This is a genomic window from Yeosuana aromativorans (assembly GCF_014646655.1).
GTDB lineage: Bacteria > Bacteroidota > Bacteroidia > Flavobacteriales > Flavobacteriaceae > Yeosuana > Yeosuana aromativorans.
This window is the reverse complement of sequence record NZ_BMNR01000007.1, coordinates 116,999-141,671: the sequence shown is the minus strand read 5'-3', so window position 1 is coordinate 141,671 and position 24,673 is coordinate 116,999. Positions and strand designations below refer to the sequence as shown.

Below are 24,673 nucleotides of genomic sequence, written 5' to 3'. Positions count from 1 at the left end.
AATGGAGGCTTGGTTGTCTTTTGCCCTGGAAAGGTCCGCCCAGAACAGGATGCTGAAGGTTGCTGTCGTTTTCATGTTTTCGTCTTTTTGTTAATACTTTTTTTATTACCAGACGAAAGTCAAATCACCTTAAAGATACATTTATTCCAACAACTGATCGCTCAATTTTAACAATTCGGTCAACACGTTTTAAAAAAACAATTTGTTATCCGATTTGTTGACTTTTTTAACAGTATTTTTTGTTCTCTTATGAAACCGTTAAAAATTCAAAAACCTGTAAATCATACGATTAACAGGTTTTTGATTTGGATTGATATACTCTTTTGTCGGGGTGGCAGGATTCGAACCTGCGACCTCCTGCTCCCAAAGCAGGCGCGATAACCGGGCTACGCTACACCCCGAAGATTATCATTTTTTTGCGGAGAGACAGGGATTCGAACCCTGGCAACACTTACGCGTTGACAGATTAGCAATCTGCTCCATTACCACTCTGGCACCTCTCCTATTAATAATGAACGTTAGCAATAAAATTGCGGATGCAAATGTAACGTATCATCTTTAAGAACACAACTATTTATTTAATTTTTTAAAAAATTTATTCGGGGTATTCTATACGCAAATGATAAATGTTTGCAAGCTTGTGTTTTAGTACTTTTTTAATGGATTGAATTTCCTTAAAAGTGATGTTGGCATTCAAAAATTGTTCTTCCTCTATTTGCTTGTTGATTATGTTCTCAACAAAAGCATCAATTTTAGTTGACGTAGGCTCTTTTAAACTCTTTGAAGCTGCCTCTACACTATCACACATCATCAAAATAGCGGTTTCCTTACTAAAGGGTTTTGGTCCAGGATAACAAAATTCTGATTTATCAATTTGATGGTCATTTTGGAACTCCTTTTCCTTAATATAAAAATAGTAAACCATACTGGTGCCGTGGTGTGTTCTAATAAAATCAATAACCCTATCTGGTAAATTATATTTTTTTGCGATTTCAATACCTGCAATAACATGATCAATAATGATTTTGGCACTTTCCCTTGAAGACAATTCGTCATGCGGATTGATTCCCGTTGATTGATTTTCAATGAAATACGTTGGGTTCTTCATTTTACCAATATCATGGTACAGAGCTCCCACACGGATTAGCATAGCATTGGCTCCTACCTCATTGGCACAGGATTCTGCCAAATTTGCAACGTTTAATGAATGGTGAAATGTGCCTGGTGCCTTGTTTGATAGTTCTTTAAGTAATTTGGTATTGGTATCAGATAATTCCAAAAGTGATACATCGGAGACAAGCCCAAAAAGTTTCTCATAAATGTAAATGAGTGGCTGCACAAATAAGGTGGCCAAACCACATAATATGAACCATATAAATGTTTCCCATTTTATGGTTTCAATACTGCCTTCATGTATCACAAAAAATGCAAAATAAGCAATGATATAGATTAAGGTTATCTGACCAACAGAAATGAACAGGTTGGCGCGTTTATAAAGTTCAGAAACCGTTAAAATAGTTACAATTCCAGCTATAATTTGAAGGAACATATATTCATAACTATTTGGTACAATTGAGCCCAATAACAGCACAGTAATTACGTGTGCAAATAACCCCAACCGGGCATCAAAAAATGCTTTAAAAACTAATGGTAATATACAAATGGGAACCACATAAATATACTGGGAATTGTAATTCACTACAAAGGTTGTGATAAACACCATTAATAATATGTTGAAGAAAATAAACGTGACTTTCGTGTTGTTTTCAAACACTTCCATTCTATATTTTCTTAGAAATAAAAGCAACATTAAAAGGGCCAACGATACCAATAAGGTGTAGGCAACTAAAATCCAGTTGTAATTTGAAGCGCTCCATATTTGCGATTCGTACTCAGATTTTAAAGATTCCAAGATTTGATATTTCTTACCTTCAACAATTTCACCTTTTGAAATAATCAAGGTTTCCTTTTCTATGCTACCACGGGTGTATGCTATTTTATTTAAATCCTCATTTAAAACCTTCTCTGTAAAGGATTTGTCATACGTTAAATTTGGCTTCACCAAATCAAAAAACAAGGACGTAAAATCATTTTTGTAAGCACTCAGATTTTTTTCATTAAGTACTTTATTGATTATTGATGTAACTTGATCTTGTTTTACCAAATTTTCATATTTTGTTGTGTGCTTTTCAACCCTATCTTCAAGAATAACAGATGTTTTGTCATTGGGAAAATTATAAGTTTCGGTTAAAACACCATAAAAATATAATTCCTTAATAATCGTTTCACCAGTATCATAAAGAAGTTTTAATTCCCTTTTTGGAATGGAATCAGCAAACGCACTCCTAAATTGGTTTTCATAGCTGTTCCTTACATCTTCCTCAACAGAAGGATCAACATTAAAATACAAAAACGAATGGTCAATAATTGTCTTCTTTTCTTGGGCAATTTCGTCTTCAGATTTTTTTATCGCAAAATTAAAAGGGGCATATAAATTTTCGGATTGCCAGGGTTTTCCCTTTTCAAAATTATACTTAAACTTTCCGGTTTTTGGAAACAGGTATACAATTAAAATTGTTGTAAAAACAAACAACAACCCCTTATAAATCATGGAATGATTTCTGTATAATTTATTTATAAAGTCTTTCATTGGATATGTTAAGGTTTTCAAATGTAGTAAAAACTGAGCTTTTTTGATTTTTTATAATACAGTAATCGTTCTAATTTCTGTTAAAAAATGATTATTTTCGCCTCAGCATAACTAAACGCTAAAAAAATGAGTAAAGAAGTCGTTATTGTATCTGCAGTAAGAACTCCTATAGGCAGCTTTCTGGGATCATTATCAACTATTCCCGCTCCAAAATTAGGAGCCATAGCCATTAAAGGAGCTTTAGAAAAAATCAATTTAAAACCAGAAATGGTTCAAGAGGTTTTCATGGGCCATGTTGTTCAGGCGGGTGCTGGTCAAGCCCCGGCAAGACAAGCTGCAATCTATGCAGACATACCAAACACGGTTCCTTGTACAACAGTCAATAAAGTATGTGCATCTGGTATGAAGGCGGTTATGCTTGCCGCTCAATCCATTGCACTTGGTGACAACGATATCATTGTTGCCGGCGGCATGGAAAACATGAGTTTAATTCCCCATTATTCATATAATAGAATCGGAACAAAGTTTGGTCCAGTAACGCTGACCGATGGCATGCAAAAGGATGGCTTGGTAGATGCCTATGACCAAAATGCCATGGGCGTGTGTGCCGATCTATGCGCCTCAGAATATAAGTTTACACGAGAAGACCAAGATGCTTTTGCTATTGAGTCTTACAGACGTTCTGAAGCCGCTTGGAATGCTGGAAAATTTAACGAAGAAGTGGTGCCTGTTGAAGTACCCCAGCGCCGTGGTGAACCTATAATAGTCTCAAAAGATGAAGAATATACCAATGTAAAGATTGAAAAAATACCGGAACTTCGTCCGGCATTCACAAAAGACGGTACTGTAACAGCCGCCAATGCATCAACCATAAATGATGGTGCTGCTGCATTGGTACTAATGAGTAGAGAAAAAGCTAATGAATTAGGGCTAACCGTACTGGCTACCATAACTGGCTACGCTGATGCAGCCCAAGAGCCTAAATGGTTTACAACGGCCCCTGCAAAAGCACTTCCTAAGGCATTAAACAAAGCAGGAATATCATTACAAGATGTGGATTATTTTGAATTTAATGAGGCGTTTTCTGTTGTTGGTTTGGCCAATATGAAAATACTTGGGCTAAATGATAAAAATGTAAACGTCAATGGCGGAGCCGTTTCATTAGGACACCCACTTGGTTGTTCTGGTGCGAGAATTTTGGTTACTTTAATACATGTTTTAAAACAAAATAATTCAAAAATTGGTGCTGCTGCTATTTGTAATGGCGGAGGTGGTGCATCAGCTGTTATTATTGAACGTCCATAATTATTTCTGAATGCAATACGGAATTTGTAATTTAAGCATTGTTCCCCTAAGATTAGAGCCTTCTGATACAAGCGAATTGGTTTCGCAGCTATTATACGGTGATTATTTTAAAATATTGGAACAACGAAAATCATGGAGCAAAATTCGTCTTGCATTTGATTCTTATGAAGGTTGGATAGATAATAAACAATATCTGGAGATATCAGAAGACAATTATAATGTTTTAGAAACATCCATACCTAAACTATCGATTGATTTAGTTGAGTTCATACAAGACGCAGATGAACAATTACATCCTATTTTACTAGGGTCTTCTTTAAATGGCTTAAGGCTTTTAAACCATTCCCATGATGGACAAATAGTAGAAGGTAAAAAAGTAAAAGACAATCTCATACAAACGGCTTTTTTGTACTTAAACACACCCTACCTCTGGGGCGGGAAAAGTCCGTTTGGCATTGATTGTTCCGGATTCACCCAAATGGTCTATAAACTTAACGGATACCGCTTGCTTCGCGATGCATCCCAACAAGCCACTCAAGGTGAAGCCTTAAGTTTTATTGAAGAAAGTGAACCTGGTGACTTGGCTTTTTTTGATAATAACGAAGGTGAGATAGTACATGTTGGCATTATCATGAAAGACAATTATATCATACATGCGCATGGCCGAGTAAGAATTGATAGGTTAGACCATTCGGGTATTTATAACGTGGATAAAAAAATGCATACCCACAAGCTCAGGGTGATAAAAAAAATAATATAAAAAAAGCCGCTAACAATAGCGGCTTTTTAATTTTTCGATTTTTCTTTTAGTTTTCGCTTTCTATAGCTTCAACTTTAGCTTTCATGGTCTTAAATTTGTCAGTTTCACCAATTACGCTGTAAATATTCATTAATGTTTTAGCGGCACTGATGTTTTTTGAATCGATTTCAAGTGCTTTTTCTAAATATGGAATAGCATCTTTATATAATTCCTGACGTTGTTCCCTAAGCTCATCATAGCGTAAATTGTCAGCTTTTGAAGTTCCCAAACTGTTCATTTCCTCAATCATTGGCTGTTCTTTGTTCAAAATTAAAGCGGCCAAGTTAATGTAAGCGTTAATGTAACTTGGGTCAAGTTGTATAGCTTTTTCATAATAAGCCCTTGCTTCTTCAGGGTGATCAGATTCAGATGCGATTACACCTAAATTGTATTGCAATTCTGGATTATTTGGGTCCTTTGTGGTTGCTAATTCCAATAACTTTTTAAACTCTTCAGTATTACCCATTTTATAATATACGTTCGCTTCAGAAAGTATTAAATTGATATCTTCAGGACTTTCTGCTCTGGCCTCTTTCATAGCTTCAAGCGCTTTTTCGTTCTCATCTTTACTAACATATATAAGTGCTATGTTTTTTACAATCTCAGCCTTTTTGGATTCTGTCATACGGTCTGTTGGCTTAATATGTGTTTTAGCCTTAACAGATAAATCACGCATGTTTTTGTTTTGAAAAAGCTCTTCCTCTTGGGTGTCCACATTTACAGCATAATATTGTTTTTCAACACCTGTATACCCTAAATCCTTAAGCTCTTTGTATAGCTCTAGTGCTCTGTCGTAATCTTGGTAATTCACTGCTGTTGCTGCAGCATAGTATAAGTAAGTGGTGTCTTTGACAGATGCTCTATAAGCTTTTTCAAAATCATTTGATGCGGTTACATAATCCTTTTTCTCATAGGCATCATTTCCTTTGGTCAATAAATGATTGACCATATTTTGTTTTAATTGGGCTATTTCCTCAGCGTAACCTTCAGTTACCTTGCCTAATGACTCCAATGCGGTATCTATATCCTTATTAGAACCTGCTCCATTAGCGTAATAAGCTTGCCCTTTAAGAAAATAGTACTCAGACTTGTATTTGTCATCCATTGTGGGAAGCATGGCTTCAACTTGATTTAAGGATGCTTTAGCTTCTGAATAATTATTGTCTTTAATTGCTCTTTCAACAGCTCGTAATTCTTTTTTTTGAGCAAACGTTACAATGCTCATCAAAAATGCTAAAGCTATTATAATCTGATTTTTCATTCTAATGATTTTTAATGTTAATTTATTATTTGTTATCTTCTGTATTATTATCAAGAGTTGTGCCATCTCCTAAGTCGTCAATGTTTTCAGTAGTTTGCGCATTGTCTTCCACATCATCATCATGCATGACTTTAGCAACAGCAGCAATAGAATCTCCGTTTCTAAGGTTTATCAATTTAACGCCTTGCGTAGCTCTGCCCATGACCCGTAAATCTTGAACAGCCAATCTAATTGCAATTCCTGATTTGTTAATGATCATTAAATCATCACTGTCCGTTACACTTTTTATAGCTACTAAATTACCGGTTTTTTCTGTAATTGAAATAGTTTTTACACCTTTTCCACCACGATTGGTGATTCTGTAAACTGGCTCCCCGTCTTCCGGATCATCAATATAACTTCTCTTACCATAACCATTTTCAGAAACCACTAAAACAGATTCTTCTTGTGGATTTTCTATGGTAACCATACCAATCACTTCATCCTTAGGACTGGCCAATGTAATGCCTCTCACACCAGAAGCGCTTCTGCCCATTGGCCTTGTTTTGGCTTCTTCAAAACGTATGGCTTTTCCAGATTTAAGTGCCAACATCACTTGGCTTTCACCGGTTGTAAGTTTAGCTTCCAATAGCATATCATCCTCCTTAATGGTAATGGCATTGATTCCATTGGTTCTAGGACGCGAATATTGTTCTAAAGACGTTTTCTTAACCTGTCCCTTTTTAGTTGCCATAATGACATAATGACTGTTTATGTAGTCTTCATCTTTTAAGTCTTGGGTGCATATAAAGGCTCTTACATTGTCATCTTGCTCAATATTAATAAGATTTTGAATAGCTCTACCTTTTGATGTTTTGCTGCCTTCTGGTATTTCATAAACCCGCATCCAGAAACATTTTCCTTTTTGGGTAAAGAATAACATATATTGGTGGTTAGTTCCAACAAACAGATATTCTAAAAAGTCTTCATTTCTAGTAGTTGATGCTTTTTGACCAACTCCACCCCTGTTTTGTGTTTTGTATTCTGAAAGTGACGTACGTTTGATATAACCTGCATGCGAAATGGTAATAACAACTTTCTCATCAGGTATCATGTCTTCAATACTTAAATCGCCACCGGCATATTCAATCACTGAACGTCTTTCGTCACCATATTTGTTTTTTACTTCAATCAATTCATTTTTAATGATTTCCATACGACGCTCTTTTTTGTCAAGAATGTCTTTTAAATCTTCTATGGTTTTCATTAATTCCTCATATTCACTTCTAAGCTTATCTTGCTCTAAACCCGTAAGTTGACGTAAGCGCATCTCTACGATGGCCTTGGCCTGAATTTCTGAAAGCTCAAATCGGGCCATCAACTTTTCACGAGCCTCATCGGCATTTGATGAAGCACGAATTAATGCAATAACTTCATCAATATTATCAGAAGCAATGATCAACCCTTCAAGAATATGCGCCCGTTCTTCTGCTTTTCGGAGCTCATAAGTTGTTCTTCTAACAACTACTTCATGTCTGTGCTCCACAAAATAATGAATCATATCCTTAAGATTCAATAATTGTGGACGCCCTTTAACCAATGCAATGTTATTAACACTAAATGAGGACTGTAGCTGTGTGTACTTATATAATTTATTTAATACAATGTTAGGAATGGCGTCACGCTTTAAAACATACACAATGCGCATCCCGTTTCTATCAGACTCATCACGAATGGTTGCAATTCCTTCAAGTTTTTTATCGTTTACCAAATCAGCCGTTTTTTTGATCATGTCAGCTTTATTGATTTGATAAGGTATTTCGGTGACAATAATGCATTCACGGCCATTGACTTCTTCAATATTAGCCTTACCGCGCATGACAATTCGTCCGCGCCCGGTTTGAAATGCCTCTTTCACACCATCGTAGCCATAAATGGTTCCTCCTGTTGGAAAATCCGGTGCTTTTACATGCTTAATTAATTCATCAATTTCGATATCGTTGTTATCTATGTAAGCCACAATACCATCAACCACTTCGCCCAAATTATGAGGTGGCATATTGGTAGCCATACCTACAGCAATACCAGACGCTCCATTGACCAAAAGCCCAGGAATACGGGTTGGCAAAACGGTAGGTTCATTTAAGGTATCATCAAAATTCAATTGGTGATCAACCGTTTCCTTGTCAATATCTGCCAACATGTCTTCAGATATTTTGCGCATACGTGCTTCAGTATATCGCATTGCCGCCGGACTGTCTCCGTCAACCGACCCAAAGTTTCCTTGGCCATCAACAAGCATATAGCGTAAGCTCCACTCTTGGGCCATACGCACCATAGCATCATAAACCGAGGTATCACCGTGTGGGTGGTACTTACCTAAAACCTCACCTACTATTCTAGCAGATTTTTTGTGTGCCGTATTAGATCGAACACCTAATTCATGCATCCCAAATAAAACGCGTCTGTGAACCGGCTTTAAACCGTCTCTTACGTCAGGTAATGCACGTGACACAATGACTGACATTGAGTAATCAATGTAAGCCGATTTCATTTCATCTTCTATGTTAATTGGAATAAGTTTTTCTCCTTCAGCCATATATATTTAATTAGTTGTTTTTTGAATATTTCAAATCGTGCTAAGATAACTATTTCATCAGTCATAGCAGGACTTTTAACCCATTTTTTTAGTGATTTTTTATTAACAATTTCAAGCCTTTATTTCGTTAATAAGTATGCTTTAAAAAATTTTGATTTTTTAAAGTTTTTTTCGTCAATTAGCGACTTACATACAATTTAAGGTATAGTTTTTGTCTTTACTAAATTGTTTTATTACTTTTAATGCAGAAAGGACCCCTATTATGGATGATAATTTTTCACCAAGAGTTAAAGATGTGATTGCTTACAGCAAGGAGGAAGCATTGCGTTTAGGCCATGATTTTATTGGCACTGAACACTTAATGCTTGGTCTTTTACGTGATGGAAATGGCAAAGCTATTAATATTTTAAATGCACTTGAAATTGATCTAAACCATTTAAGACGAAAAGTTGAAATATTAAGCCCCGCTAACCCAAATATTTCTGGAAATTCTAACCAGAAGAAGAATTTACACCTTACCAGACAAGCTGAGCGCGCTTTAAAAACAACATTTTTAGAAGCTAAATTATTTCAGAGTTCGTCAATCAATACAGCACATTTATTGCTTTGTATCTTGAGAAACGAAAACGACCCCACTACCAAGCTTTTAAATAAGCTTAAAGTTGATTATGACAACGTTAAAGAACAATTTAAATTTATGATTACCAACGACAATAATTTTATAGAGCCAAAATCTGAATCGTTTCAAGATGATGATACCAACCAAGAAGATGATACTTCAAAAGATAATCTATTCAATGCACCTACCAGTAAGACCAATAAGAAGTCAAAAACCCCTGTTTTAGACAATTTTGGCCGTGATTTGACGGCATTGGCTGAAGAAGGCAAACTAGATCCTGTTGTAGGACGTGAAAAAGAAATACAACGTGTCTCTCAAATTTTAAGCAGACGTAAAAAGAATAATCCGTTGCTTATTGGAGAACCGGGCGTTGGTAAATCTGCCATAGCTGAAGGTTTGGCGCTTAGAATCATCAAGAGAAAAGTATCCAGAATCTTGTTCAACAAACGTGTTGTAACGCTTGACTTAGCAAGTTTAGTAGCTGGAACCAAATACCGTGGACAATTTGAAGAACGTATGAAAGCCGTTATGAACGAGCTTGAAAAAAATGATGATGTTATTTTGTTCATTGATGAAATCCATACCATTGTTGGTGCTGGCGGTGCTACCGGAAGTCTGGATGCCTCCAATATGTTTAAACCAGCATTGGCCCGTGGTGAAATTCAATGCATTGGGGCTACCACCCTTGATGAATACAGACAGTACATTGAAAAAGATGGTGCTTTAGAGCGTCGTTTCCAAAAGGTGATAGTAGAACCTACTTCGGTTGAGGAAACCATTGAAATTCTTAATAATATCAAGTCTAAATACGAAGATCACCATAATGTTGATTATACACCAGAGGCTATTGAAGCTTGTGTAAAATTAACCAATCGATATATGACGGAACGCTTTTTACCAGACAAAGCCATTGACGCTTTGGATGAGGCTGGTTCGCGTGTACATATCACCAATATTGAAGTTCCAAAACAAATTTTAGAATTGGAAAAACAATTGGAAGATGTTAAGGAAACTAAAAACTTGGTGGTTAGAAAACAAAAATATGAAGAAGCTGCCAAATTGAGAGATGATGAAAAGCGCTTGGAAAAAGAGCTTCAAATTGCTCAAGAAAAATGGGAAGAAGACACCAAACAACATCGTGAAATAGTTACCGAGGATAATGTAGCTGATGTGGTTTCCATGATGACTGGCATTCCTGTCAATAGAATTGCTCAAACTGAAATCAATAAATTGGCCGAATTACCAAAACTCATCAAAGGAAAAGTCATTGGTCAAGATGATGCCGTTGCAAAGGTTGTAAAAGCCATTCAGCGTAACAGAGCTGGATTAAAAGATCCTAACAAGCCCATTGGTTCATTTATATTTTTAGGACAAACAGGTGTTGGTAAAACGCAGTTAGCCAAAGTATTGTCCAGAGAACTGTTTGATAGCGAAGATGCGCTTGTAAGAATTGACATGAGTGAATACATGGAGAAATTTGCCATTTCCAGATTGGTTGGCGCACCTCCAGGGTATGTAGGCTATGAAGAAGGTGGTCAATTAACCGAAAAAGTTAGACGTAAACCGTATGCGGTAATCTTACTCGATGAAATTGAAAAAGCACATCCTGATGTATTTAATATGTTGCTTCAAGTACTTGATGATGGCTATTTAACTGATAGTTTAGGACGCAAAATAGATTTTAGAAATACTATTATTATCATGACATCAAATATTGGTGCCAGAAAACTAAAGGATTTTGGTACTGGTATTGGGTTTGGAACCGCATCTCAAAAAGCACAAGAAGATGCCAATGCCAAAGGTGTAATTGAAAACGCGCTAAAAAAATCATTCGCTCCTGAGTTTTTGAACCGAATTGATGATGTGGTTGTATTCAATAATCTAGAAAAAGAAGATATCAATAAAATTATTGATATTGAGTTGGATAAACTATTACTTAGAATTAAAGATTTAGGATATACATTAAAACTTAGTTCTAAAGCAAAAGATTTCATTGCAGAAAAAGGTTTTGACAAACAATATGGAGCCAGACCTTTAAAACGTGCTATTCAAAAATATATTGAAGATGCATTAGCTGAAGAAATTATTACATCACACGTTCAAGATGGCGATAAGATAATTATTGATTTAGATGAAAAAGCACAAGAACTGAACATTAAGATTGAAAAAGCCGAAAAGCCTGCAGAATCTTAAAATTTTTAATCTGCCTTTAAATTAAATTCCTACATTATTTTTTATGTGGGAATTTTTTTTTGCTAAACTGTAACAAACTCAAATTAGGTTCATCTTTATAATAACAAAATGCTTAAGTGACGCTGACCAAACTAAATATTGAAGAGCTTATAGAGCTTTGTAAATCTGGCAACCAATCTGCGCAGTTGGAAGTGTATAACAGGTATTTCAAGGCCATGTTCAATACGGCTTTGAGAATTGTAAAAGACCGCTTTGAGGCTGAAGACATCATGCAAGACTCCTTTTTATTGGCGTTCACAAAATTGGACACTCTTAAAGATGTAAAGATATTTGGTTCCTGGTTAAAGCGAATTGTGATTAACAACAGTATTTACCATTATAAAAAAAATAGTAAGTACGACAACGTTCCTCTAGATAATGTCTTATATAAAGTTGAAGACAACAATGATGGCATTGATAGTGACCATGAATTTACCAACCTAAAAGCGAAGCAAATTTTACAAACTATGAAAACGCTTAAGGACAACTATCAAATCTGCTTAACGCTTCACCTTATTGAAGGATATGATTATGAGGAAATTTGTGAAATAATGAACCTATCTCCTGCTAACTGTAGAACGATGATATCGCGGGCTAAAGATAGTTTGAGGCAAAAACTGGAATTGGCAGTATAAAATAATGCATTATGAAAAAAGATAATATAGATAAGCTGTTTGAAGAATTACATTCAGAATTTGATTTTGAAAGTCCAAATCTTGGGCATCAAGAACGGTTCCTATCTAAACTTAAAAACCAGAATGGCGGTGCATCAAAAAGCACCTCCAGTCAATCAAATTTCTGGAAACTGTTTTTGAGCATTGCAGCTTCAATCATTATTTGCTTAGGCATATTCACTATTCTAAAACCAAGTAATGATGTAAAAGATTTAGCTAGTGTTTCACCAGAAATGTCACAAACCCAAAACTTTTTTACAACAGCTATTTCAGAAGAATTAGTAAAGTTAAATAAAGCCAAAACTCCAGAAACAGCATCATTAATCAATGATGCCATGAAACAAATGGATATTCTTGAGAAAGAATATGAATCCTTAAAAATTGACTTAACTGAAAGTGGTAATGACAAGCGTGTTATTTATGCCATGATTTCAAACTTTCAGACAAGAATAGATTTATTAAAAAATGTCATGGAAACTATAGAAAACGTCAATCAATTAAAACAACAGAACAATGAAAACCAAATTACTATTTAAGGCAGTTTACTTGCTGCTCATCGTACCCTCAATAGCTTTAGGCAATACTGCTCTAAAAGGAAAAATTGACAAGGAAAAAACAATCAAAAAAGAATTCACCGTTAACAAGGATGCGCTGTTAAAAATTAAAAACAGCTATGGAAATCTTGATATTGTAACTTATGATGGAAACAAAATCTCTATAGAGGTCACCATAAAAGTCAATGGGAATGATGAAGAAAAAGTGCAAAAAAAGCTAGATGACATTACGGTGAACTTTAATGCTACATCAAGTGTGGTTGAAGCAAAAACCATATTTAACAACGATAAAAAATCTTGGTGGGATTGGGGAAGCAAAAACAATACAAGTATGGAAATCAATTATCTAGTAAAGCTCCCCATTACCAACAGTGTGGATTTAAACAATGATTACGGCAGTATCAATTTGGATAAACTAGAAGGAAGAGCCAATATAAACTGTGATTACGGTAAAATAACAACCAAAGAGCTCATGGCCGAAAACAACACACTCTCATTTGATTACACTAACAATTGTTATTTTGAATATATCAATAGTGGAAAAATCAATGCAGACTATAGCGGATTTACCGTTTCAAAAACCAAAAATTTGGCAATCAATGCAGATTACACAAAATCCAGTATTGAAGTAGCTGAAGATGTTGCCTTTAATTGTGATTATGGCTCCATAAATATTGATAACGCAAACAATATTTCTGGAACTGGTGATTATTTAACCATGCGCTTTGGAGATATTTACAAAAACTTAAATATAACAGGAGATTACGGGTCGTTAAAAATTGACCAAATGACTGCAAACGCAGGGAACATAAACATTCAATCTGATTATCTGGGAATCACAATTGGTTACCATCCTGATTATCATTTTAATTTTGATATCAATATAGAATATGGTTCCATTAGAAATACAGACGGGTTTGAATTCACTAAACAAGTTAAGGATTCTAATAAAAATTACTATAAAGGTTATTACGGAACCGCCGATGCTTCTCATCTAATTCAAATCAATTCTGATTATGGCAATGTGACTTTTAAGAAGAATTAATCATCAATCAAACAAGGTTCCCGTATAACAACTGAGAACTAAATCAATCAAACTAAAAAACGGCGCTATTTAGCGTCGTTTTTATGTTATGAGATTTTGAGATGTTGCCTTGGCACTCTAAATAACAGCGCTATTCCTATTAAAAAGAAAACAAACAAAAACAAAATAGCATTACGCATGCTTCCTGTAATTTGGTCAATTGCTCCATAAATAGCCATGCCTATAACAATGCCAATTTTTTCAGCCACGTCATAAAAGCTAAAATAGGATGTGGTATCTTCCGTTTCCGGGAGAAATTTTGAATATGTTGAACGAGATAACGATTGAATACCTCCCATAACCAAGCCAACACACGAAGCGGCTATATAAAAATCATTGGGCGTGTGCATAAAAAAGGCATAAATACAGATGGCCATCCAAATAAAATTAATGCCGATAAGGGTTTTAATATTACCAAATTTAGCAGATAACCTGGATGTTAATTCAGCTCCGATAACCGCTACCAATTGAATGACCAAAATACTCACAATCAATCCCGTTGTTTTATGGTCATCATCTGGCCAAGATATTTCTTCCTCTCCAAAATAAACGGCAACCAACATAATAGTTTGAACAGCCATACTATAAACAAAAAAAGCAGCTAAAAACCGTTTAAGCCGCAGATTTTCTTTCAGTTGCTTCCATACAGATCGCAATTCCTTGAAACCATTAAATACAACATCTTTGGTAACAGTATGCCCAGTTGAAGCGCCTTTAGGTAAAAAATAAAATGAGTATTGGCTAAATAAAATCCACCAAACACCAACCGTAACAAAAGAATAGCGCATCATAAGCATTTTAGCTTCTCCAGTTTCTTGAGTCATTACCATGGCCAAGTTTATAATGAGCAAAATAACACTGCCTATATATCCTAATGAAAAACCTTTTGCACTTACTTTATCTTGCTGCTCAGGATAAGCGATATCTGGCAAATAGGAATTATAGAACACCAAACTGCCCCAAAACCCAATCAATCCCATAAAATAAAACAAGATACTCAAGTAGATTCTATCCAAGCTAAACCAATACAAACCAATACATCCCGCTCCTCCCAAATAACAAAAGAACTTCATGAAGTTTTTCTTGTTTCCAACGTAATCGGCAATTCCAGAAAGCAATGGCGACATAAATGCAACAATCATAAATGTGATGGCTGTCACAAAGGTGATGAGAGCTGTATTTTTAAATTCAAAACCAAAAGCCGAAACGGTTTTAATTTCAGAAATAAATAATGCTGAATAAAAAATGGGGAAAATAGACGATGTAATTGTTAACGCATAAACTGAATTGGCCCAATCATAAAACGCCCATGCATTGAGCAATTTCTTACTTCCTTTTTTTAAAACCTCCATAATAAAAAAGCTGCTATTTAGTAGCAGCTTCTAAAGTAAACAAATATTTTAAATGTAAAGTTAATTTTGTTTAAACGATGTCACTCCAAATTTCCTAGCTTCTTCTTTTGCTTTAGGCACCAAAGCCTTAAGGTTAGCTATACGTGACTCGTTTGAAGGGTGAGTACTTAACAATTCAGGAGGCGCTTGTCCGCCTTGTGCACTCATCCGTTTCCAAAGCTCTACAGCCTCTTCAGGATTGTAACCGGCAATCGCCATTAATGTTAACCCTATGGTATCGGCCTCAGTTTCATGGCTTCTGCTAAATGGCAACATCACACCAACTTGAGAACCTATACCATAAGCCTGATTGAAAAGCCCTAAGTTTTTATTGTCTTGCAAAGCAACATTTAAACCAACAGCACCTATTTGCTGAAGCATACTGGCACTCATTCGTTGTTGACCATGATTGGCCAATGCGTGTGACACTTCATGCCCTAAAACGGCAGCCAGACCAGCTTCTCCCTTTGTAATTGGTAAAATACCAGTATACACCACAATTTTTCCGCCAGGCATACACCACGCATTGACGGCTTTATCATCAACTAAATTGTATTCCCATTTATAATCGTTTAAATAGCCTACATGCCCATTGGCATTGAGCCAGCGTTCTGCAGCAACGGCAATTTTCTGTCCAACACGCTTCACCATTTCTGCATCTGCAGTTCCTTTAATTACCTTGTTTTCTGAAAGAAATTGGTCATATTGTTGAAATGCCGTTGGAAATAATTGTGAATTTGGTACTAATGCCATGGTTTGCTTTCCTGTGAACGGATTGGTTGCACATGACAAAAAAACCAATGTTGTGATTACTGTTATAATTACATTTTTCGATTTCATCATTTTTCAAATTTATTTTTTATAAAATTACAAAAATCGAACCGTAATTTTTTTACACAATTTCATTTTTATTTTTTATAATTTAATCTTTTTAAATGTTATGTTTTGAGATTGCTTTCGACTTATTTAGAAAAATCCTATAAAATGAAAAAGTTAGTAATTTTAATCGTGTTAATTTCTTGTTTTAGCTGCAATAGCAACGCTCAAAAAAAAGACCAAAAACAATCCAAGGAATTCGCTGTTACAAAAACAGAAGCTGAATGGAAGGCAGAATTGTCACCCATGGCCTTTTATGTTCTAAGGGAAAATGGAACAGAGCCTCGGTTTTCAAGCCCTTTGAACAAAAATTATGCTGAAGGCATTTATGTTTGCGCTGGTTGTGATACGCCTTTGTTTAAAAGCGAACACAAATATGATTCTGGCTCCGGATGGCCCAGTTTTGATCAAGAAATAAAAGGAAACGTGACCTTTTCAAAAGGTTCTGAAATGTATGGAAGAGAAGAACATTGTGCTGTTTGTGGTGGACACCTTGGGCATGTTTTTAACGACGGACCTAAAAACACAACGGGGTTGCGACATTGCATTGATGGTGCTGCCTTAAAATTTATACCAAAGAAATGAGTGATTTTAAAATAGAAAAAACTGTAGACGAGTGGAAAGAGCAACTGTCTGATGAACAATATTGGGTTCTAAGACAAAAAGGCACGGAACGCCCCCACACTGGAAAATACAATCTTCATTTTGAAAATGGCACCTATGTCTGTGCCGGTTGCCACCAACCCTTATTTGAAAGTGACAGCAAGTTTGATGCACATTGCGGTTGGCCTAGTTTTGATAAATCGATAAAGGGAACGGTTAAGTACGTTTTAGACAAATCACATGGGATGGTTAGAACCGAAATTGTTTGTTCAAACTGTGGCGGCCACTTAGGGCATGTATTTAATGACGGCCCAACTGAAACTGGAACACGTTATTGTGTTAATTCACTGAGCATAGACTTTAATAAAGATGAATAACAATTATTTAGTTAGTGCCATCAAACAATTTGAATACTACAAAAGTTTGGGCGATAAAACTTTTGAACAATTACAGTTTGATGAGTTGCAAAAAGAATTTGTGCAAGACTCCAATTCCATTGCTATCATAGTTAAGCATTTGGTTGGAAATATGTTAAGCAGATGGACCGGTTTTCTAACTGAAGACGGTGAAAAAACTTGGCGGCAACGGGACATGGAGTTTGTCGACACATTCCACTCAAAAGATGACATTATTACAAACTGGAACAAAGGTTGGAACTGTCTGTTTGAAGCAATAGGATCATTAAATGATAATGATCTAGAGCGTATTATCTATATCAGAAATCAAGGCCATACGGTTACTGAAGCCATTAACAGGCAACTGTGCCATTATGCCTATCATGTTGGCCAGATTGTTTTTATTGGAAAACTTTTAAAAGGCGAACAATGGCAATCCCTTTCTATTCCAAAAGGAAATTCTTCAAAATATAACAAGGACAAATTTAGCAAAGACAAAGAGAGAAAACATTTTACTGATGATGTATAAAAACAAAAGAGCCTCCACAAATTAAACAGAGGCTCTTTTTTATTAAGCAATCTACATTTTTATTTAGCCGCCATTGCTTGCGTAGTATAATAACCTGCTTCTCTGGTTATCATACCATCATCATTAAAATCATGAACAAGCATAATTGGCAATTTTACTTTTTTACCATCAGATTTTCTGGTCATCCTAGCCACCCACCATGATTGAACAACCTTGGCTCCTCCTAATTCATATTCCAAATAATCTGGATAACCACGTACATCTATACTTTCAATAGTCCAGTCTTTTAACATATTTGAAAAGCTTTCTTTTTCTTGAGCAACTGTATGGAAATCGCCATCCGCCATATCTAAATTAGTAAACCTGGCATCATCAGTAAAGAAACTGAAGGCTTTATCAACATCACTATGTTCTAAAGCAGCCATCATTCTAAGTACTTTATTAATATTATCATGATGATTGTATATGGTACCGTTGGTTCTTGGTACAAAACTTTGTCTTAGATTAGCCCAAATGGCACTATCATCATAAGTAATCATGGTTTTAATTTTGTTGTTTTTATCTACAACAAATAGCCTATGAATAGGCATATCGATTTTCACACCTGTTTTTTCATGAACGCCTCTTAGGTTGTCCCATGTTTGTACCCAAGTACCACTTTTATCATATTCCAAAGCATCAGGATACGCTCCATTAGTTCTGGAAATGCTTAAGTAAGCTACATTTTTACTCCAAAAATCGGAAGCCTTCAAAAAGTCTGATTTAGATTGTCCTTTTGCATCTGGGTTGGAGTTTTCTCCATTAAATGCTCTAAAATCATCGGCTAGATAACCTGCAAGTGCAATGGTATCGCCTTTAACAAATGCTTGTTGCATGGCTTCAACAACTCCAATAGCTGGATGTTCGCTGTAAATGGTTCCGTTTTTTTTCTTTTGGGAATACATGACGACTGAGAAAATCATCATGGCAATAATGACATGTTTTTTCATTTTAATTAAAATTGGTTGGTTAATTCTATAAACTTAATTAAAATATTTGATATACAGTAGGTTAAGCCCTACTTTTTTAAAAATATATCAATTCATGAATATTTAGGCTCTTTTTAATTTCTTTTTAAAAGGTCTAATTATGAGTCTGGCTTCTCTATCAAATCTGATATAATTATAAACCCAATTGATGAAAACCACTACCCTGTTTCTAAAACCAATTAAAAAAAACAGATGCACAAACATCCAAACATACCAGGCAAACACGCCTTGAAACTTATAATGCTTTAAATCTACCACAGCTTTATTCCGTCCTATGGTCGCCATGGCTCCTTTATCATTATAAACAAATGATTTCATGGGTTTGTTTTCTAACAGCCTCAATATATTGTCTCCCAATTGATGCCCTTGTTGGATTGCGGGTTGTGCCATCATAGGCAAACCTTTTGGAAATTCATCATTTTCCATACACGCTACATCACCAATTGCAAAAATATGCTTGAACCCCTTTACTTGATTGAACTCATTAACTAATATCCGATTTCCTTTTGTTACAAATTCATTGCCATCAAGTCCTTTTATTGTAGCGCCTTTAACTCCGGCTGCCCAAATGAACGTTGCTGTTTCAAATGTTAAATCGGAATTCGTGGTCACGGTCTTGCCGTCATAATTGGTAACGCGGACATTCTTCCAGACATTAACACCTAATTTTTCAAGGAAATCCTCAGCTTTTTCAGAAGCTTTTTCACTCATCTCCTTGAGAATGCGGTCACCAGACTGGATCAAATTAATTTGAACGGAACGCGTATCCAAATCCGGATAATCCTTAGGTAAAATACCTTTTTTTATTTCTGCTAAAGCACCTGCTAATTCTACACCTGTGGGTCCAGCCCCAACAATAACAAAATTCATCAAAGCATTGCGCTCATTCAAATCCGAAGTCAACAAAGCTTCTTCAAAATTTTCAAGTATCAAACTTCTCAAATTGAGTGATTGTGGTATGGTTTTCATGGCCATACTGTACTGTTCTATCTCCGTATTACCAAAATAATTGGTCTTGGATCCGGAGGCTAACACCAAATAATCAAACTTTAAAACGCCAATATCCGTGATAACTTCGCTTGTTTCAGTATCAATTGTTTCAACATGCGCCAACCTAAAATGGAAATTCGTAAAGTTTTTTAGTATTTTCCTGATGGGATACGCTATGGAATCGGGTTCCAATCCACCTGTAGACACTTGATACAACAAAGGCTGAAACGTATGGTAATTGTGTTTGTCCAGTAGTACAACCTGAACTTCTTGCTTAGACAATTTTTTTGCCAGTGAAATGCCGGCAAATCCACCTCCAATGATAACAACACGTGGATAACTAGTTCGAGGTATATTCATAAATGATTGATTACATGGCAAAGGTAACAAAAGTATAAATTTATAGGGCTCTAAATTCTTTATTCAAATTTGGTTTCGTAAATTCGTAGCTTGAAATTTTGATTAACTAATACTCATGAGTAAATACGATATTATTGTTCTTGGAAGTGGTCCCGGCGGCTATGTTACGGCTATTAGAGCCTCGCAATTAGGTTTTAAAACAGCTATTGTTGAAAAAGAAAGTCTAGGTGGAGTCTGTTTAAATTGGGGTTGTATCCCAACAAAAGCGTTATTAAAATCTGCCCAAGTGTTTGAATATTTAAAGCATGCTGAAGATTATGGCCTTTCAGTTAAAGATTATGATAAAGATTTTGATGCCGTTGTAAAACGCAGTCGTGGTGTTGCTGACGGCATGAGCAAAGGTGTTCAGTTTTTAATGAAAAAGAACAAAATTGACGTTATTGAAGGGTTTGGTAAACTGAAATCTGGAAAGAAGATTGACGTTAACGGAACAGAATACAGTGCAGACCATATTATTATAGCAACTGGTGCACGGTCTCGTGAATTGCCAAGTTTGCCTCAAGACGGTATAAAAGTTATAGGCTATAGAGAAGCCATGACCTTGCCAACACAACCAAAGAAAATGATTGTGGTTGGTTCAGGAGCTATTGGTGTTGAGTTTGCTTATTTTTATAATTCCATGGGAACTGATGTGACCATTGTTGAGTTTTTACCAAACGTTGTTCCTGTTGAAGACGAAGAAGTTTCCAAACAATTGGAACGTTCCTTTAAAAAGAATGGCATTAAAATCATGACGTCTTCTGAAGTCACAAAAGTAGATACGTCTGGGGATGGTGTTAAAGCTACCGTAAAAACTAGTAAAGGTGAAGAAGTGCTTGAAGCTGATATTATTTTAAGCGCAGTTGGCATTAAAACCAATATTGAAAACATTGGGTTGGAAGATGTTGGCATTGCAGTAGACAGAGATAAAATATTGGTCAATGACTATTACCAAACCAATATTCCAGGATATTATGCCATAGGTGATGTTACACCAGGCCAAGCTTTGGCCCATGTTGCTTCCGCTGAAGGTATCTTGTGTGTTGAAAAAATAGCCGGACAGCATGTTGAAGCTTTAGATTACGGCAATATTCCTGGTTGTACATACTGTTCACCAGAAATAGCCAGTGTTGGTTTAACCGAAAAGCAAGCTAAAGAAAAAGGCTATGAAATCAAGGTTGGAAAATTCCCGTTCTCTGCTTCTGGAAAAGCCAGTGCAGGCGGTAATAAAGAAGGCTTTGTAAAAGTTATTTTTGATGCCAAATATGGGGAATGGCTAGGCTGCCACATGATTGGTGCCGGTGTAACCGATATGATTGCCGAAGCGGTTTTAGGCAGAAAACTGGAAACCACTGGTCATGAAGTTTTAAAAGCCGTACACCCACATCCAACAATGAGTGAGGCCGTTATGGAAGCTGTTGCTGATGCCTATGGTGAAGTGATTCACTTATAGATAAGAGATAAAAAAAATATAGATATTAGATTAAAAAGCTCTGAAAATTTCAGAGCTTTTTTTGTTTTTTAAAATTTAAGTTTGGACCCTAAAGTAAAGGATGCCTTACTATCAAATGTGTAATCTGTCTTTATAGGGCTTTCGTTTGTAAATCTATAATTAAACCTAGCATCTAACAATAAACTTTTTGAAACCTCGTATTGAATGCCCATGGTACTGTAAATAGATACTTTTTTTTCATTATAGAAACCATAATTGATGATATCAACTTTTGGGCCTATTAAAAAACTGAATTTTTTTGTTAAAGCATACTTTAAAACTAGTGGAATTTCAACAATCTTATAATCACTGGTACTTCTAGAGAACATTTCTTGCTGAAAAACCAAGTTATTGGAAAGTCATATTTCTGTAAAATAAGCTTTATAGATATTAGATTTACTATTAGCCTTCGTTCGGTTTTGAAATTCTGAACTATCGTTCTGACTTTTTTCTTGAGCAAAAACCAGATTAAAAGTCATTAAAATAAAAGCTATGGTAATTCTAAAACCCATCTGTTAGTATTATGTGGTTACTACAAATCTAATCTGATAAATTTTTAATTTATCATAAACAAATCATAAATAATAAATGTAGCTGCAATAATAGTTTTTAGGTAAAAAACTATTTTTTACAAAAAACTTTGGATAGCCAATTCATAGCTCTGTAAACCAAAGCCAAGAATCACGCCTTTCGCATTGGGAGAAATATATGATTGATGACGAAATTCCTCTCTGCCAAACGTATTGGAAATGTGAACTTCAACCACGGGTGTTTCTATTCCTTTAATGGCATCACCTAATCCAATAGATGTATGGGTGTAGGCCGCGGCATTTAAAATAATACCATCATAACTAAAACCCACTTCATGCAATTTATCTATAAGTTCGCCTTCTATATTGGATTGAAAATAATCAATATGAACATTTGAGTATTTAGATTTAATGGTATCCAAAAATTCTGTAAAGGTTAAACTTCCGTAAATAGCCGGCTCTCTTTTACCAAGCAAATTTAAATTAGGCCCGTTAATGATGATGAGTTTCTTCATGGGATAAAGATATTAAAAATAGACATAAAAAAACCGAAGTGTAATAACTTCGGTTTTTATTAATCTTTTGAATTTATGTCTTATAATTTAAAAATTCCTCCAATATTAAATGAACTTCTTGAGTTTCTAATATCATATGGTAGGTTATTACTATTGTCAATATTGATGATTCCACCATATCCTTGATAATCTATACAAAGTTGAAAATTATCATTAATATCGAATTTATACCCAATCCCTAAAGCTATACCTATATCTGTCCCTGAAACATAATCTTTAACATCAATAGTTTGACCTCCAGAAAGGTCACTTTTTGCGCTTAATATGATTGCTACGGCTGGACCAAAATTCAAATACCAATTTCTGGTTTTACCAAAATGCCAGTTTGCATTCAAAGGAATGGTTAAATAATTCAGTTTATCAATATTGTCATAGCTGTCTTTAGCACCCATTGAGTCATATAATAACCCTGAGCGCAAACTCCAACGGTCACTTAAATAATATTCACCAACAATTCCGCCGGCAAAAGATGTTCTTGCATCATAACTTGCGTCAGAGGATGAGTAGGTTGAGAAATTAACTCCCACTTGAGGCGCTAAAGTAAAATCACCATTATCAGATTGAGCATTTACAACAACAAACACAAAAACTGCAAAAGCAGTTAAAAATAATTTTTTCATAATAAATTTAGTTTAATTGATTTTTAAATTCACAGACAAACCAATTTTGTAGTGATATACAAAAATAGGAAAAATCTTATATATAATTAAGTATATTCTTACTTTTATTAAGAAAATTTTGACCACAAAAAAACCGAAGTGTAATGACTTCGGTTTTTAAAAATCTTACTATTTCTGTTTTAGAAATGTAATGCAAACCCGATACGAGCTTCAAAAATTCCTTTATCGTAAAAATCTTGATTTAACGATACGCTATATCGTAATCCAGGTTCAATACTAACGTTATCACCCAAAAAGATAGCATAACCCCCTTGTAATCCTAACCACAACGGGTTTTCGTTGTTATCTTTAATGCTAGCCCCGTTCAAATCAACTTGAAACGGTATCTTGCTAATTACATAATACTTGGCACCTACCTTATACGAAAAGACAGTCACGTAATCTAAATCTGAATAGCCTAAACCAGCTTTAACAGCTAAGTCATCCATTACAAAATATCCGCCTTCAGCACCTATTGACCAAGCAGTTTGCCCATCAATGGAATACAATCCAAAACCTGTATTAGCGGTATGCTGAACAAAGCCAATCTCGCCGCCAGCAGAAAAACCCGTATTGGCTTCGATTAACCATTTTCCTTTAGATGTTTGTCCTCCATTTGATGCTTCTTGAGCATTTACTTGTGATAATCCTAATACTGCAAAAGCAGCTAATAAAAATGTTTTTTTCATGATAAATTTGGTTTAATTGTTAGTCAAATTTAATACGGAAATTCTTATAAAAAAATTTTTTTTTATAAGAATTCTGAGTAAAACCCACAAAAAAAGGGAGCTTGATCAAGCTCCTCTTTTGTAACCTTATTTATTATTTTATAATTACAATCCAAATTCAACTCCTATGTTTAAAGAGCTAACATTAACACTATTTACACTTATTCCTTTATAAGCTAAAACAATGTCTATTGACTCACTAACCCCGTATTGCAATTTTGGTGAGTAATAAAATCCACTATCAAGACCAGAAGGATTAATACCAATGGCATAACCTAAATCAGCTCCAATAGTAAAATCTTCAGACACATTAAAGCGTCCAGCAGCGGCAATGGGCAAATAGCCTAAAGCATCAGCTCCATCCTTTCCTAAAAACGTAGTATATCCAGCTAATATACCAGCATCAAACTCTTCTGATACTTGCCATAGATAATTAGCTTCTACTCCAATGTTTAAACTACTGTAATCTTTAATATCACCCATAGGCAACCCTAAATTAACACCCACATTAAAATTTTGAGCATTAACATTAGAAAACGCAAATACTGCAAAAGCAGTACATAATAATAGTTTTTTCATAATTTTTAAGTGTTTAGATTAGTTTATAGACAATAAATTAACACTATTTTTTTGACATTCGCAAATATATTTATTTTCACAAAGAATATGACAAAACATTAATTGAAAATCAGTTAAAAAAATAAAGTTTTATGCTATTTTTA

22 protein-coding genes and 2 tRNA genes are annotated in these 24,673 nt (G+C 35.1%); 10 read left to right on the top strand and 14 right to left on the bottom strand.

From position 1 onward, the window contains the following. Positions 1-326: 326 nt before the first annotated feature. The 3 genes from IEW94_RS14670 to IEW94_RS14660 all read right to left on the bottom strand — a co-directional run bounded on the left by IEW94_RS14670 (position 327) and on the right by IEW94_RS14660 (position 2,650). Positions 327-401 (bottom strand) — tRNA-Pro (locus IEW94_RS14670). A gap of 18 nt (positions 402-419) precedes the next feature. Continuing rightward, a tRNA-Ser gene (locus IEW94_RS14665) sits at positions 420-503 on the bottom strand. A gap of 92 nt (positions 504-595) precedes the next feature. Continuing rightward, entirely contained in the window at positions 596-2,650 is a 2,055-nt protein-coding gene (locus IEW94_RS14660; RefSeq protein WP_188654424.1) for an HD family phosphohydrolase, read from the bottom strand. Between the two features lie 126 nt (positions 2,651-2,776). Between IEW94_RS14660 and IEW94_RS14655 the strand changes: the two genes are divergently transcribed. Together IEW94_RS14655 and IEW94_RS14650 are read left to right on the top strand one after the other, a co-directional pair. Continuing rightward, positions 2,777-3,955, top strand: coding sequence for an acetyl-CoA C-acyltransferase (locus tag IEW94_RS14655; RefSeq protein WP_188654422.1), 1,179 nt, complete (start codon positions 2,777-2,779; stop codon positions 3,953-3,955). Between the two features lie 10 nt (positions 3,956-3,965). Then, positions 3,966-4,715: a C40 family peptidase gene (locus IEW94_RS14650; protein ID WP_188654420.1), complete on the top strand. Its 750-nt coding sequence runs from the start codon at positions 3,966-3,968 to the stop codon at positions 4,713-4,715. Between the two features lie 46 nt (positions 4,716-4,761). Here the strand turns inward: IEW94_RS14650 and IEW94_RS14645 are convergent, their stop codons facing one another. Then, positions 4,762-6,015: a tetratricopeptide repeat protein gene (locus IEW94_RS14645; RefSeq protein ID WP_188654418.1), complete on the bottom strand. Its 1,254-nt coding sequence runs from the start codon at positions 6,013-6,015 to the stop codon at positions 4,762-4,764. 25 nt (positions 6,016-6,040) lie between these two features. Further along, on the bottom strand, positions 6,041-8,593 hold the full coding sequence (gene gyrA, locus IEW94_RS14640; RefSeq protein ID WP_188654414.1) for a DNA gyrase subunit A: 2,553 nt from the start codon (positions 8,591-8,593) through the stop codon (positions 6,041-6,043). Positions 8,594-8,855: 262 nt separating this feature from the next. On the opposite strand from gyrA, the gene IEW94_RS14635 reads away from it, so the two are divergent. From IEW94_RS14635 to IEW94_RS14620, 4 genes are all read left to right on the top strand, one after another. Further along, complete coding sequence (locus IEW94_RS14635; protein ID WP_188654413.1) at positions 8,856-11,405, top strand: ATP-dependent Clp protease ATP-binding subunit; 2,550 nt, start codon at positions 8,856-8,858, stop codon at positions 11,403-11,405. 116 nt (positions 11,406-11,521) lie between these two features. Next, positions 11,522-12,079 carry an RNA polymerase sigma factor gene (locus tag IEW94_RS14630; RefSeq protein ID WP_188654412.1) on the top strand — a complete coding sequence of 186 codons (558 nt, stop codon included), beginning with the start codon at positions 11,522-11,524 and terminating at the stop codon, positions 12,077-12,079. Positions 12,080-12,090: 11 nt separating this feature from the next. Continuing rightward, positions 12,091-12,654: a hypothetical protein gene (locus tag IEW94_RS14625; protein WP_188654411.1), complete on the top strand. Its 564-nt coding sequence runs from the start codon at positions 12,091-12,093 to the stop codon at positions 12,652-12,654. Continuing rightward, on the top strand, positions 12,632-13,717 hold the full coding sequence (locus IEW94_RS14620) for a hypothetical protein (RefSeq protein WP_188654410.1): 1,086 nt from the start codon (positions 12,632-12,634) through the stop codon (positions 13,715-13,717). Before IEW94_RS14625 ends, IEW94_RS14620 begins: the two co-directional genes overlap by 23 nt. Positions 13,718-13,803: 86 nt before the next feature. On the opposite strand, the gene IEW94_RS14615 is transcribed toward IEW94_RS14620, so the two are convergent. Next, on the bottom strand, positions 13,804-15,108 hold the full coding sequence (locus tag IEW94_RS14615) for an MFS transporter (RefSeq protein WP_188654409.1): 1,305 nt from the start codon (positions 15,106-15,108) through the stop codon (positions 13,804-13,806). Between the two features lie 60 nt (positions 15,109-15,168). Next, on the bottom strand, positions 15,169-15,987 hold the full coding sequence (locus tag IEW94_RS14610; protein ID WP_188654438.1) for a M48 family metallopeptidase: 819 nt from the start codon (positions 15,985-15,987) through the stop codon (positions 15,169-15,171). 144 nt (positions 15,988-16,131) lie between these two features. Between IEW94_RS14610 and msrB (IEW94_RS14605) the strand changes: the two genes are divergently transcribed. From msrB (IEW94_RS14605) to IEW94_RS14595, 3 genes are read left to right on the top strand one after another with little or no spacing between them, the layout of a single operon-like run. Then, the gene (gene msrB / locus IEW94_RS14605) at positions 16,132-16,608 is read left to right on the top strand and encodes a peptide-methionine (R)-S-oxide reductase MsrB (RefSeq protein WP_188654408.1); all 477 of its coding nucleotides are present in this window, start codon (positions 16,132-16,134) and stop codon (positions 16,606-16,608) included. Further along, positions 16,605-17,003, top strand: a complete 399-nt coding sequence (msrB, locus tag IEW94_RS14600) for a peptide-methionine (R)-S-oxide reductase MsrB (protein ID WP_188654406.1) — start codon at positions 16,605-16,607, stop codon at positions 17,001-17,003. The genes msrB (IEW94_RS14605) and msrB (IEW94_RS14600) overlap by 4 nt, the downstream gene beginning before the upstream one ends. Beyond that, positions 16,996-17,550, top strand: coding sequence for a DUF1572 family protein (locus IEW94_RS14595; protein WP_188654404.1), 555 nt, complete (start codon positions 16,996-16,998; stop codon positions 17,548-17,550). The genes msrB (IEW94_RS14600) and IEW94_RS14595 overlap by 8 nt, the downstream gene beginning before the upstream one ends. A 59-nt stretch (positions 17,551-17,609) precedes the next feature. Here the strand turns inward: IEW94_RS14595 and IEW94_RS14590 are convergent, their stop codons facing one another. Further along, positions 17,610-18,539: a nuclear transport factor 2 family protein gene (locus tag IEW94_RS14590; RefSeq protein ID WP_188654402.1), complete on the bottom strand. Its 930-nt coding sequence runs from the start codon at positions 18,537-18,539 to the stop codon at positions 17,610-17,612. A gap of 102 nt (positions 18,540-18,641) precedes the next feature. Continuing rightward, positions 18,642-19,928 (bottom strand): NAD(P)/FAD-dependent oxidoreductase, encoded by a 1,287-nt coding sequence (locus IEW94_RS14585; protein ID WP_188654400.1) that lies wholly within the window; start codon positions 19,926-19,928, stop codon positions 18,642-18,644. Between the two features lie 115 nt (positions 19,929-20,043). Here IEW94_RS14585 and lpdA point away from each other — a divergent pair, with 115 nt between their 5' ends. Continuing rightward, entirely contained in the window at positions 20,044-21,420 is a 1,377-nt protein-coding gene (lpdA, locus tag IEW94_RS14580) for a dihydrolipoyl dehydrogenase (RefSeq protein WP_188654398.1), read from the top strand. 68 nt (positions 21,421-21,488) lie between these two features. On the opposite strand, the gene IEW94_RS14575 is transcribed toward lpdA, so the two are convergent. The 5 genes from IEW94_RS14575 to IEW94_RS14555 all read right to left on the bottom strand — a co-directional run bounded on the left by IEW94_RS14575 (position 21,489) and on the right by IEW94_RS14555 (position 24,530). Next, positions 21,489-21,806, bottom strand: coding sequence for a hypothetical protein (locus IEW94_RS14575; RefSeq protein ID WP_194446402.1), 318 nt, complete (start codon positions 21,804-21,806; stop codon positions 21,489-21,491). A 281-nt stretch (positions 21,807-22,087) separates the two neighbouring features. Then, positions 22,088-22,504, bottom strand: a complete 417-nt coding sequence (aroQ, locus tag IEW94_RS14570) for a type II 3-dehydroquinate dehydratase (protein ID WP_188654394.1) — start codon at positions 22,502-22,504, stop codon at positions 22,088-22,090. Between the two features lie 80 nt (positions 22,505-22,584). Then, a complete protein-coding gene (locus IEW94_RS14565) occupies positions 22,585-23,184 on the bottom strand; it encodes a porin family protein (protein WP_188654392.1) in 600 nt (199 codons plus the stop codon). Between the two features lie 179 nt (positions 23,185-23,363). Then, on the bottom strand, positions 23,364-23,912 hold the full coding sequence (locus IEW94_RS14560; protein ID WP_188654390.1) for a hypothetical protein: 549 nt from the start codon (positions 23,910-23,912) through the stop codon (positions 23,364-23,366). A 144-nt stretch (positions 23,913-24,056) separates the two neighbouring features. Beyond that, positions 24,057-24,530: an outer membrane beta-barrel protein gene (locus IEW94_RS14555; RefSeq protein ID WP_188654388.1), complete on the bottom strand. Its 474-nt coding sequence runs from the start codon at positions 24,528-24,530 to the stop codon at positions 24,057-24,059. Between the last annotated feature and the right edge of the window lie 143 nt (positions 24,531-24,673).